General features: G+C 36.5%; 11 protein-coding genes. 10 read left to right on the plus strand and 1 reads right to left on the minus strand.

The features are described 5' to 3' along the window. The first annotated feature begins 167 nt into the window (after positions 1–167). Complete coding sequence (locus GXX20_12450) at positions 168–416, plus strand: hypothetical protein (protein HHW32457.1); 249 nt, start codon at positions 168–170, stop codon at positions 414–416. A gap of 168 nt (positions 417–584) precedes the next feature. Here the strand turns inward: GXX20_12450 and GXX20_12455 are convergent, their stop codons facing one another. Continuing rightward, a complete protein-coding gene (locus GXX20_12455) occupies positions 585–1,814 on the minus strand; it encodes a class I SAM-dependent rRNA methyltransferase (protein ID HHW32458.1) in 1,230 nt (409 codons plus the stop codon). Between the two features lie 340 nt (positions 1,815–2,154). On the opposite strand from GXX20_12455, the gene GXX20_12460 reads away from it, so the two are divergent. The 9 genes from GXX20_12460 to GXX20_12500 all read left to right on the plus strand — a co-directional run bounded on the left by GXX20_12460 (position 2,155) and on the right by GXX20_12500 (position 13,133). After that, positions 2,155–3,009, plus strand: a complete 855-nt coding sequence (locus GXX20_12460) for a M15 family metallopeptidase (GenBank protein HHW32459.1) — start codon at positions 2,155–2,157, stop codon at positions 3,007–3,009. Positions 3,010–3,387: 378 nt separating this feature from the next. Then, complete coding sequence (locus GXX20_12465) at positions 3,388–4,935, plus strand: diguanylate cyclase (protein ID HHW32460.1); 1,548 nt, start codon at positions 3,388–3,390, stop codon at positions 4,933–4,935. Positions 4,936–5,067: 132 nt separating this feature from the next. Further along, complete coding sequence (locus GXX20_12470) at positions 5,068–5,655, plus strand: protein-L-isoaspartate(D-aspartate) O-methyltransferase (GenBank protein HHW32461.1); 588 nt, start codon at positions 5,068–5,070, stop codon at positions 5,653–5,655. Between the two features lie 494 nt (positions 5,656–6,149). After that, a complete protein-coding gene (locus GXX20_12475; GenBank protein ID HHW32462.1) occupies positions 6,150–7,679 on the plus strand; it encodes a spore germination protein in 1,530 nt (509 codons plus the stop codon). Between the two features lie 9 nt (positions 7,680–7,688). After that, entirely contained in the window at positions 7,689–8,906 is a 1,218-nt protein-coding gene (locus GXX20_12480) for a Ger(x)C family spore germination protein (protein ID HHW32463.1), read from the plus strand. Between the two features lie 210 nt (positions 8,907–9,116). After that, a complete protein-coding gene (locus tag GXX20_12485) occupies positions 9,117–10,205 on the plus strand; it encodes an endospore germination permease (GenBank protein HHW32464.1) in 1,089 nt (362 codons plus the stop codon). A 201-nt stretch (positions 10,206–10,406) separates the two neighbouring features. Continuing rightward, positions 10,407–11,507 (plus strand): iron-containing alcohol dehydrogenase, encoded by a 1,101-nt coding sequence (locus GXX20_12490; protein ID HHW32465.1) that lies wholly within the window; start codon positions 10,407–10,409, stop codon positions 11,505–11,507. A 21-nt stretch (positions 11,508–11,528) separates the two neighbouring features. Then, on the plus strand, positions 11,529–11,921 hold the full coding sequence (locus GXX20_12495) for a YjbQ family protein (protein HHW32466.1): 393 nt from the start codon (positions 11,529–11,531) through the stop codon (positions 11,919–11,921). A gap of 513 nt (positions 11,922–12,434) precedes the next feature. Beyond that, positions 12,435–13,133, plus strand: a complete 699-nt coding sequence (locus GXX20_12500; GenBank protein ID HHW32467.1) for an arginase — start codon at positions 12,435–12,437, stop codon at positions 13,131–13,133. Positions 13,134–13,425: the final 292 nt, after the last annotated feature.

The following is a 13,425-nucleotide window of genomic DNA, read 5'->3' on the forward strand; positions in this document are numbered from 1 at the left end:
AGTGGTGGGGTGCCGCCCAGGCTGACAAACCATATGGGAGATGCTTGTTGTCAAGGGCATTCCGGAAATACGCGATATCAGGATGATTCTTTGCTTCTTTTCCCTACAGTAAATTAACGCTATCAAAGCTTGGCGGAAAGCTGAGCAAGGCAACAAGGTGGATCATTTTGGGTGTTACTGCATTTAGTATTGTTTTTGCAGAAATAGTCACTTGGATTATAGCAATAACAGTTGTTAATGAAATACCATTTTCAGTGGGTATTATTTTTTACTTGCTAACAACACCTGAAATTATTAAAGCCATGGCACCTAATATTTTGCTCGGATGGTTTATGGGTTTCTTAGGAATCTTCCAGTTATTCAAGAGCATAGGGCAGGAAGTTGACTCGGTTCTTATGAGAGTGGAGAAAGCCTAAGGCTTGAAATTTTACAGTAAAAAACTATAGTTATATTATTAATAACGCCAGTGTCAATATGGTGGTTGAAGTAATCGATGTACTTCATTAGCTGGCATACACTATTATTATGCATTAAAAGATGAATTCCAAAAACCCATTGACATGTTCCAGCCTACAAAGTACAAGTCATACGACTTGGAAGATATAAAACTTAAGATAGTCCGTCTCCGGAACATTCCACAGGATTGGATGGTCCGGGGCCTGCTGGCGGGCTTCAATCTGCCTGAGGGATACGGAGGCATCTTTTGCAGCATTTGCCAGTACTTTGCGGAATAAGTCATCTGTCATGAAGTGGCTGCAACTGCAAGTGGCCAGATATCCGCCCCGGGGCAGTAGCTTCATTGCCTTAAGGTTAATTTCTTTATATCCGCGGGCAGCGTCCTGCACTGTTTTGCGGGATTTGGTAAAGGCCGGTGGGTCAAGGATGATATAGTCATAGTCCCGACATTTCCGCTCTGCCAACTTTGTCAGCAGGTCAAACACATCTTCACACAGAAAATCCATTTTTTCGTCCAGCCTGTTACGTACGGCATTTGCTTTTGCCATGTCAATGGCTGATGGTGAGATATCCACGCAAGTCACATGCTCTGCTCCGCCTAGTGCTGCATTAAGGCCGAAGGAGCCGGTATGGGTAAAGCAATCCAGTACCCGTTTCCCCCTGGCAATTCGGGCTACAGCTGCGCGGTTATACTTCTGGTCCAGGAAAAAGCCGGTTTTTTGCCCGTTTTCCACATCTACAAGATATCTCACACCGTTTTCGCATATCTCCGTCACAGCGGATTCCGGAGCAGGTATGCCATCGGACCGGTGCCAGTCCTTATACTCCGGTAGCCCTTCACGTGTACGAAGGGCAATATCATTGCGCTCATAAATGCCGGTGACAGTTTCACCCATTCCAGTAAGCACATCCCAAAGGGCACGGTAAATAGTATCCTTGACAAGTTCCATACCAAGGCAGGTAATCTGCACGGATAAAATATTGCCGTAGCGGTCCACTGTCAGCCCTGGCATTTGGTCAGCCTCACCATGAATCAGGCGGCAACAGGCGAAGTCTGCACCAGGCATGACGGTTTTGCGGTAATTAACGGCATATTCTACACGACGGCGCCAAAAGCGGGCGTCAAATACATCATTGGCGTTGCGTGAGATAAGTCGGACGGTAATCTTGCTGGCACTGTTGTAAAAGCCCGTACCCATAAAGGCGTTTCCGGCAAACACATCTACCAGCCCGCCATTTTGAGGCACATCCTCTGTTTTGCGAATCTCTTCCCCGTATATCCATGGATGCCCGTTCTTAACACTCCGCTCTGCCTTAGGAGATATCATGATTTTTGGATACTGCCGTTCCTGTTTCATCTATGTCACCTTTCGTAATAGGTTATTTTTTCATAATAGAATTATTTTTATGCGATGATGATTGTACCATATTTATTTTCTGCCTTCAACGAGAAGGCAGAATGGATATAAGATGATTTCCAGATAAAAGTAATTTTCATTGAAATTACAAATTTTATTGAATATAATATTTTACATAACTATATTTTGTCGAATTTGAGAAAATAATGCTGAAAAAAGGCTCAAACGTATACAGGAATTTTTGCGAAAACAAAAGAATTGCTTATGCTTCCGAGATTTATTATCTGCGAGTCATACATGATGGGTTGTTTGATGAATAATATGGCGAGGAGATGATAATATGTTAACTGCCATCAAAACAACTTTTCTAGATATTTTAGTTAAGATCTACGATGCCTGGTCAAGCCATGCAAAAAGTAAAAATAATAATATATCAATTATAAAATTTTGTATAGTTATTCTGGCTGCATTGATTCTACTTTCATCATGCGTTTCCGGAATTAAGCCGGAAAATACATCCGTAACGGTACCGGAGCCGCCCTCGGTTATTGAGTCCACTATAGAGCCTGATTCAAATCAATATTCACTTCCAGATGGATTTGTATATGTAACTGATGTAATCCCAATAGCACAGCTCGAAATTCGCTATTTTAGTAATGATAATTTTGTAGGTGCAGTGATTGACGGATATGAAGCACCGAAGGCTATACTTACCAAAGAAGCGGCTCAGGCACTTAAAAAAGCGGCAGATACACTGTATGAACAAGGATATTACATAAAAATTTTTGATGCTTATCGCCCGCAAAGGGCTGTTAACCATTTTATACGCTGGGCACAGGACCTGGATGATATAAAAATGAAGGGAAAATATTATCCTGATTTGGACAAGTCTGTATTGTTCGAGCTGGGTTATATTGCAGAAAAATCCGGACATTCGAGAGGAAGCACGCTTGATCTGACATTGGTTGAGATATCTACAGGTGAAGAACTGGATATGGGCAGCGGTTTTGATTTCTTAGGTGAAATTTCACACCATGACACCCATTTAATTACTCCCCAGCAGGAAAAAAACCGGAATATTTTGCGGGATGCCATGGTAGATGCCGGGTTCGAAGTTTATCCCGTAGAGTGGTGGCATTATAAGTTAAAGGACGAACCTTATCCTGATACTTATTTTGATTTTCCGGTTAAATAAATTTTGTGGAGTTATTGGTAGGGAGCATGCAGAACCTGCGGGAAGAATTATTTTCGTGTAAGAAGATGATATTATTCTATTTGAATGATTTAAAGGGATCCTATTGCTTAATGGATGACTGTTTCAACAACATGATACACAAAAAGTAAGCTAAAGCAGAGCACCTTCGGAAATGACGTCAGGACATATAGATATATAATATGAAGTTCACCATTTGAGTATGCTTTAGAGGAGAAAAAAGATATTATGGTAGTATCAGGTGTACTTCAAAAGGCTCAGACACATACGCAGATCGGATAAGAATCTGAGTAGACTAATGAAATATGGCGATATTTAAGAATTGCAAAGGGTTTAAAAAATATCTGGGGGGATACTGCTTTGAACATATTAAAAATGTTACTTAGTCTTTATCTGGTTCTTGCGGTTATATTAGCTCAGTTTTTCGCCGCCTATTTATTTTCAAAGGGCAGAACCAGCTATCGAAAGGCATTCTCTGTCTTGGTTTTATGTATCAGTGTTTATTTATTTGGTTATTTAATGATTATTAACAATAACAATCTGCATGAAATGATTTTTTGGAATCAGATTCAATATTTTGGATTGCCTTTTATTTCCGTACTATGGCTTTTGGTGGCTCTTCTTTACACAAAAACCATTTATTCCCTGGAAATCCTGATGACACTTTTACTTTTTACTGTGCCTATAATGACTTTCTTTATACGACTCACCAATCCCTGGCACCATCTTTTTTATAAAAGATTGGAAATAAGGTGGTTTCTTGAATATAAATCCTTGTATATGGAAAGAGGTCTCTGGTACTATGTTAACATTTCTTATACCATATTGTGCTTGCTTCTTACTGTTATCATATACTACATAGGATACCTGAAGAATAAGGCCGGCTATACCAAACCTCACTTTTTTGTTTTTTTATTTGCTTCTTTACTACCTTTCATAGGTATAATGATGATTCTTTTCACATACGATGAGTGGACCATTGATTATTCTGCTTTAATAATGCCTGTTTCACTGCTTATAATTAGTTATGGAATTTATAAATACGATTTTTTGGAGATAAGAACTTTGGCTCGAGAAACAATCTTTGAGAACAACTTTGCTGGTATGTTAGTATTGGGCCCGGGGAAAAGGATAGTAGACTACAATAAGGCAGCCGAGAAATTTTTTAAAGCAATAAACATTTCATTGAATAAATATCCCATAGAGCATATTCTTAATCGAGAGCCAAAGCTGTTGGAAATTTTCGAAAGTGAAAACAGCCGTGATTTTTCTTTGGTGATAGATGGGGAAGAACGGTTTTTTGAGATAGACGCGGTGCCTTTAGGGGATTCCCATGATGGTAACACCAGGATGCTTAAATCTATTCGTGATGTTACAGAAGAAAGGAAAATACAGGAGAAACTGAAGTTTTTGGCTACTATAGATTCCTTAAGCGGCCTCTATAATCGGGCGGAATTTATGAACTTGGCCAAAAGGGAGTTTGCCAGGACAAAGAAGAATAATGAGGAACTATCATTGATGATTATGGATTTGGATAATTTTAAGATTATCAATGATACCTTTGGACATGCGACAGGAGACGAAATAATTCGTGAAATTGGAAGAATTATAAAGGCTAGTTTCCGAAAAACCGATATTGCCGGGCGCATAGGAGGAGAAGAATTTGCTGTGGTTTTAAAGAACGCCTCTATAGAAGAGGCGAAAAAAATAGCGGAAAAGTTTCGGGAGACTGTAGCCGGGAGAAAAGTATTTTACGGGGGGCAGGAAATTAGTTTTACGGTGAGTATAGGGGTGGCGGCAATCCGTGACAAAACCGGAGATATTAACGATATTGAAGATATTTTAAAAAAGGCAGATGACGCCCTGTATAAGGCAAAAGCTAAGGGTAGAAATTGCGTTGCGGTTTAAGTAAAAAAAGTACAATAATAAAGCTTTTGATATAATAAAATAGGTGCAATCACATAGTTCTTGATATAATTAAGTTGAGTGTTTCTAACTTACTTAGGCAATATTTTGTGCTGAGGAATGGGATGAAAAGGAATGGATCAGAAGGAACTTGAAACATATTTTCGTTCATTGGACCGTTCATTTTTTGTGGAAAATGGCATGAAAAAATATGCAGCTCTGGATGAACCTTTGCCTATTGGCTTTGGGCAAACAATCTCCCAGCCAAGTCTTGTGTTGGAAATGACACGGCTTCTGGCGCCGGAAAAGGATAGCAGAGTCCTGGAGATTGGAACAGGTTCAGGCTTTCAGACAGCCATTCTTGCAAAAATCTCAGCGAAAGTTTTTACAGTAGAAAGAATTGATAGATTAATGGAAAAGGCTAAAAAGAGACTGGGGGCATTGGGTTTTTCAAATATCTATTATAAAGTTGGGGACGGAAGCATTGGTTGGCAGGAATATGCTCCCTATGACAGGATTATGGTAACTGCGGCAGCACGTGTTTTACCGGATGAATTGATCAATCAATTGGCAAACGGCGGCAGGATGGTTATTCCAATCGGCCCGCCAGATTTGCAGGAACTTAAGCTTATTACAAAGACAAGTAATGGAGATATACACATCAAAACAGTGGAAATGGTCAGATTTGTAGAACTTAAAGGGCAGTATGGCTGGAAAGAATGATAAAGGAGTGATTAGTATGGATTCAAGGTAAAGATTAAAACGTGCAATCAACCGCGAGAAAATTGATTGTATTCCTGTAGGCCCATACATGGGAAATCACTGTGCTATCGTTACTAAACAAAGCTGATAGATTATTTACAAAAGCGGATAAAATGGCCGATGCTCAGATAAAAGCATGGGAAATATATAGCCAGGAGTTCTATGTTGGAATGTATTTAATGTAAGAAATGCAAGAGTATAATTCATAGGAGTAAGCTTCGTATTTGTCAAAAATATACATTTCTAGTCACATCTCTTTTTTTATTTCTTCATTTATCAGAAGCTATAACCGTAAGATTGACATATGTATAAATTATTACATATTGAGTGATTATAGATATTATATAAAAAGGTAATGTATGCAATTTCAACATATGAACCATATATAAGATTCTTCTTTATCTAATATATAAAAATAAATCAAATTAGGAGAAAGAATCATTGTGAAGTTTAGTATTTTTAAAAACAGATTTAAATCAGAAAACAGTAAAGATTCAAAAATCAGTGAAGAAATTACTGAGTTTAACAATGAAGAAGTAACTACTGAAAATATTAAGAGTGTTTTGTCAGATAGTGCAGATATTAATTATCAGGTACATTATATTAATGGCAATCGCAATCTGCCTGTTACCGTAGTCTTTGTTGATGGCCTGGTAAATACAAAGATAGTAAATGATGATATACTAAAACCTTTGGTGCAGGAAAAAGTTTTGGAGGAAGTAAGAAATTATAAAGAAATTATTGATCTAATAGAGCACGGTATAATATATCATACTTCCAGAATAGTACGAAGCAACCTGGGAGATACTCTTGCAGATATTTTATCTGGTTCAGTTGCCTTGGTATTTGATAAGGAGAAAAAAGCTGTTACATTTGACACTAAAGGTTTTGAAAAAAGACCTATTACTGAGCCGACAACTGAGAGCGCCCTGAAAGGAGCCAAGGACTCATTTATTGAAGTGATCCGGGTGAATACTTCGCTGATACGCCGTAAAATACATACACCTTATTTACGTATTAAGGAAGTAATAGTAGGAAGACAAACAAGAACTCCTGTTGCTGTTATTTATATAGAAAACTTAACAAATCCTAAGATTGTTGAAGAAGTTATAGAGCGTTTGAACAATATAGACATTGACGGGGCTACCACTGCAGCAAGTATTGAGGAAAATATTGTAGATAATAGTCGTACTCTATTTCCTTTAGTATTAAATACTGAAAGAACCGACAAATTTTGCCATAATTTATTGGAAGGAAGGGTAGGCTTAATTATCGATGGATTACCGACAGCTTATATAATTCCTGCGACTATAGACATGTTTTACCAGACTCCGGAAGATTATGCTCAAAATTATATTATAAGCTCTTTTCTCAGAACTTTACGGTATATAAATTCGTTCATAACATTGGTGCTTCCCGGGTTTTACATAGCGGTAACCACATTTCATCAGGAAATGATACCAACCGTACTTGCCATAACCATCATCAGGAGTAAAGCGGAGGTACCCTTTCCTACTTCTACTTCTATATACTTTATGTTATTAGCCTTTGAAGTTTTAATTGAAGCTGGATTTCGTCTTCCAAAAACAATCGGTCAGACGATTTCTATCGTAGGAGCTTTGGTGGTAGGACAGGCTGCAGTTCAGGCAAAAATCATATCACCTGTGGTTGTAGTCATTATTGCCATTTCAGGCATGGCGGGTCTTACAATGCCAAACCAGGATTTTTTAAATGCTCTTCGAATTTGCAGAATACTGTTTGCGATATTCGCAACTATTGCCGGTTTGTATGGACTTTCTTTAGGGTTTTTGTTACTGGTATACCACCTGAATACACTTGAAACTTTTGGTGTGCCTTACTTTTCTCCTTTTGCGGCAAATGAGGGACGGGATATCACAAAGGATACAATTATTCGTTTACCCTTGTACTTAATGAAAAAACGTCCATCAAATCTTAAAACATTAAATAAGAAACGACAGAGATAGGTGTAGGTTATGAGAAAAAGTTGTATTGCTATAGTGTTTTTGCTATTAGTTGCGAATATTACAGGATGTAGGAAAAGTATTCTACCACAAAGAAAGGAAATAGGAGATTTGCAGCTAATTCAAGTTATTGGAGTTGATAAATTATCAGAGGATACTGATAACTTTATGTTAACTGTAGCCAGTAGAAATCTTGAAGAAGGAAGCGGACAGCAGACTTCAGGAGGCACAGGGGAAAAAGCTGGTGGTGATGCGCAAAAAGCTATAGTTTTAACTTCGAGAGGCAAAACCATATTTGAAGCAGTACGGAAACTCCAAACCCACAGCAACAAAACACTTTTTTGGGGTCATGCCGAATATTACCTTATAGGAGAGGAAGCTGCAAGAGACAACATTGCTAAATACATAGACTTTTTCACACGAGATCATGAACTTCGCATAGAGTCGAAAGTATACATTGTAAGAGGTTCAACTGCTAAAGATTTAATCGAGAAATATAATCAAGGTGACTTTTATATTTTTAATAAACTGGAAATTTTAGGACAAAACCTTAAATTGATGAGCAACTCGGAAGAAATGAGAGTTCATGATCTGATGCGCCTTGTAGATATTCATCATGAGTCTGCTCGTGCCCCTTGCATACGTTTGACAGATCGTGATAACCTGGAGGGAAAAAAGGTAAAGGATATAGAAATTTGCGGGTATGCAATTTTTGCCAACTTGAAACTGGTAGGATTTATAGATATAGACGTATCACGAGGTCTAAATCTTATTACCAATAATGTTGGGTCGTCTATTGTTGTAGTAAAAGACCTGAATGGTCAGAATGTATCCCTTGAAATCATTGACAGCAATACTGAGGTTATACCATTCTTCAGTGGTGATAGCCTGGAGAGTGTTACCTTGAAAACAAAGGTTATTAGCAATATAGGAGAAATACATTCTCAAATTGATATTGTAGACGAAAAATTGATATCACATTTGGAATCCCAGCTGTCAGAGATATTAAAAAATGAGATGGAAGAAGTTCTCAAAAAGGTCTTGGATTTCAAGTCCGATTGCCTCGAGATATGTGATAGAATCCGGTTGAAAAGACCTTTGAAATGGCACAAAATTGAAGAACAGTGGATGGAGATTTTGCCCGATATTAAGTTTAATATACAGGTTGAATCAAAAATCCAAAGAAGTTATGAGACGAGAGAACATAGCGGAAGCATTGGAAGGGAATAGGTATGGTTTATTTAATATTAGTCATTGCTATAGTAAGCATAAAGGATATTAAGTATTTAGTAACCCAAAACAAGAAAAAGGATTTATTTGTATATATAATTTTGATGTTGCTGGTCAGTGCATTCGGCATCTTTTACTATTTAAACCCGGAACTTGATAGTTTCTCGAAAATTATGCTTTTATTAATAGGGAAGGAGGGTTGATTACAATTTGTTGTCCTCAAGAGAAAAAATTTCAATGCGTCAGGCAGTTATCCTTTTCCTCTTGCTTGTATTTTCCCAATCTATACGGCTTTTGCCCACTTATGTAGCAAGGATAGGAGAACGAGCCGGGTGGTTGACACCTATTGTTTCAATTTTGCCATTTATTTTCCTTGTGTATATCATTCAAGAGATATTTAAGAATAATAAAGAGGCAAATCTTTCAGATATAATTATCAAAACTTTAGGTAAAACTTCTGGAACTATATTATTATTTCTTTATCTTATATGGATGATGGTTTCCCTTGGTATATTAGTAAGGTATTTTGCTGAAAAGTTTTTGACATCGGTGCTGCCTAATACACCTATGAGCTTTTTTATTTTGACTATTCTTGCAGTTATTTTCTACGCTATGCAAGGCGGAATTGTTTATATTTCCCGAACGGCAGAAATCCTGTTTTTGCTGTTTACGGTTAGTTTTACTTTTCTTTTTTTATGTACTGTACCGAATTTCAAAGTTATTAATTTATTTCCAATAACACACTATGACTTTTTGCCAATATTAAAGTCATCCTATTCTAATATCAGTATATGGGGTGCGTTTACATATATTTTCTTTTTTGGAGACAGGATAAACGATAAGGAACATGCAAAAAGATTTGGGCTGCAAGGTGCAGTCTATCTGGTTATTACAACGCTGATGCTACTGATACAAACAATAGGGGTGTATAGCTATTCCCTCGTTCAACGTACTTCTGCGCCTTACATTTCTGTGGTAAAAAGTATATCTTTATTGAGAACCATTGAAAGGATAGAGTCTATTTCTGTGACATTATGGGCAATTGCAGACTTTGTGCCTATATCCGTTACTATATATGTTATAGTTAGCATAATAAAATCACTTTTCTCTCTTTCTGAGGTGAAATCGTTAGTAAGTCCTATTACGATATTTGCTTTTATTTTTTCACAGTACATAGCTCACAATAGTTTTGAACTTGAAAATTTCTCAAACTATATTAGTCTGCCATTGGGTATAATATTTGGATTTATTTTTCCGCTAATTATTTTAATTGTAGGGAAGATAAGAAAGAAAATATAACTAAGCAAAGCATTTTTTGGGTAGCATATCCGGCAGCCCTTCTTTTCCATAGTTTTGTTTGAGGGTGGTGGCTGACCCACTGTCCTAATCTATCAAGAGTGTAATATAGCAGGAATGAGAATGTTAATTTATAATATTACATATATATTTCATTTATATTATTCATAAAGATTTACATAAAGAAAGAAGGGAGAAAGTTTAATGGATTTTAAGTTTTTAATGCCCACCGAAGTACACTTTGGTGAAGATGTGGTCTTAAAGAATAAAGAAGTTTTCAGAACATTGGGAAATAAAGCCCTGATTGTTACAGGAAGAAGCTCCGCAAAAAAGAATGGCTCATTGGATGATGTCAGCAGGGCGCTTTATCAAACTGGAGTAGAATATGTACTTTTTGATGAGGTCGAGGAGAATCCCTCTTTAGAAACTATAGAAAAAGGTAGCGAGATAGGAAAGAGGAATCATGTGGAGTTTGTTATAGGTATTGGCGGCGGTTCGCCCATGGATGCCGCTAAAGCTATAGCTTTATTTATAAAGAATCCGGAAATAAATAAAGATAATGTATTTAATGCGGGAAAGCTGGAAAGTATTCCAGTGGTAACCGTACCCACAACATTAGGAACAGGTTCAGAAGTTACTCAACACAGTATAGTGACTTCCCATAAGGAAAAGATAAAGAAAAACCTGGGGCAAAGTATTTTTCCCAAATTTGCATTTATTGACAGTAAATATACTTACAGTCTTCCTTATGATATCACTGTCAATACTGCCGTTGATGCTTTTAACCATCTGGTTGAAGGATATTTAAACACTAATAGTACTTATATGTCAGATATTTATGGAGAGAAAGGTTTTGAGTTATTTAAATACTGCTTTAAAAAATTAATAAGTAAAGATTTTAATCAGGAATTCAGAAAAAAGGCCATGTTTGCTTCATTAATGGGTGGAATACAAATTGCACAGAACGGGACATCACTACCTCATGGAATGGGATATTTGCTGACTTATTTTAAAGGACTTCCCCATGGACTTGCCAATGGCGTTTTGACTATAGAGTACTTAAAAAGCTTTAAAGATCAGACCAAGATAGAAAGAATGTTAAACATTATGGGGCTTAGACATTTACAAGAATTGGAAGAAATATTTAACAATTTGATTGATGTGAAGATTGATATAAAAGAAGAAGAGATAAATGAATATTCCAAAAGATTTATTACCAATAAAGGTAAGTTGAAAAATCATCCGGAAAAAGTAGAATTTGAAGATATAGTACGTATTTATAGCAAGAGTCTGCTTAAGAATTAACTTTATAGGGAGGACAGCTCTATGCATCACAAAATTCGAACCACAAAACTGCAGCAATTTATCAATATAACCAATAAGGTTGCCGAAGAAGTCAAAAACAGCAATGTACAGAACGGTATCGCAGTAATATATGTTCCCCACACAACAGCCGGAGTCACAATAAACGAAAGTGCTGACCCGGATGTTGTGCGGGACATGATTTATGCATTAGATAAAGCCTTTCCTGTACATGGAGAGTATTTTCATTTTGAAGGAAATTCCCACGCTCATATAAAGGCTTCTCTTATGGGATCCTCCTGTACCGTGATAATCCAAAACGGAAGACTTATGCTTGGCACTTGGCAGGGAATATATTTTTGTGAATTTGACGGGCCTAGAAACAGGGAATTTTATGTGAAGATCATTGAAGGCTGATTGGAATATAATGAAGTATAAGGATATTATATTACTGAAATTCAGACACAATGGAAAGAGCCTAGTGGATTGGTTATTGAAACTACCTCCTTTTAATCAGGGAGGTTTTTTTCTGGTATAGAGAAAACGGTTGATCTTTTTGATAAAATAGCCTTTTTTGATGACAATTGGAATTAATAGGCAATAATTCTAATAAAACGGCAATATGGGGGATTGACTTTACAAGACAAAAATAGACTAATAATTATTAGAACTCTATTTTTAAATTAATTGCTAAAACTAAAGTAACTTATACCGATTTTAATGGAAATATTGCAGATTGGTGTAAGGAGGCTTTATTTATGAAACATCTTAAAATATCGCAAATCTCACAAGAGAATCCCGGTTCTAATCTTACTTTAACATCTTATGACTAATCTTATGACTAGAAATGTTTTGAGTATCTAGAGCTATTTTGAGAAAATACAAGAACGCTCAATTAAACACAATAGTCCGGATACAGGAGGTTACGGTATGGAAAAGTGCCTGCTATCAATTGATTGGGACTATTTTATCAATACCACAAATAGCTGGGGCATTTACTTAGAAAATAAGAGAAACCTGGTTGACCGTTGGTATAAAAGATATATCCAGGCGAGGGCACGGGGAGAGGACATTAAAAATGCATTTCAGCTTTCTTCAGAAGTGGACATATTCTGGAATAAAATCAAGAAAAGCTTCAGATTTGAAAAGAACATAAAAGTCTATATTTCGGACTCCCATGCCTTGTCATATAAAATAGCCAAAGAAAATAAGTGCAAAGCAGTATACTTGTTTGATTCCCATGCCGACTTAGGTTATGGAGGGCTTTCATCTCTTAACTCAGAGGTAAACTGTTCCAACTGGCTTGGTAAACTCCTAAAAGATAAACAAATCAAAGAAGCTAATATTTTTTATAGTCCATATACAGCAGAAGAGCCAGAATATTTCAAACCGATAAATAATATTTATAACATCCGCTATAATGATTTTAATGTTTTGGATAAATCTATTGTAGTGTCTGTAATTCATATATGCAGATCCGGTGCCTGGACTCCTCCGTGGCTGGATAATAAGTTTATACAATTTATTAATGCTTTGGGATTTCCATATGAGATAGTGAACTGTCCGGTAAGGAAATGGGATACGGTAAATATTAGCTTATCAGATCAGATCTATTATTTAATGGCATAAGGATGTCTGTAAATATTTGCAAATTCCAAAAGCAGTTGTTTCTCAAGTCCTTATTCCTCGTTTTCTTTTACAATAATAACAACTGTCATAAAAAATCTGTTATAATTAAGATAATTGAAGTTTTTGCCCGTATGAATCACATGATATCCAAATGTAAGTGAAACAAAGGTAGTGTCAAAGAAGTTATGAAAACAACGAATTGAGATTACAAAAATGTAAATAAAATGAAAAAGTGAACCTTGACAGCAGAATAGAGTGGAGAAAATGAGTAAATATTTTGTGTTTGGAGGCA

The organism is Clostridiaceae bacterium (assembly GCA_012840395.1).
Taxonomy (GTDB): Bacteria; Bacillota; Clostridia; order Acetivibrionales; family DULL01; genus DULL01.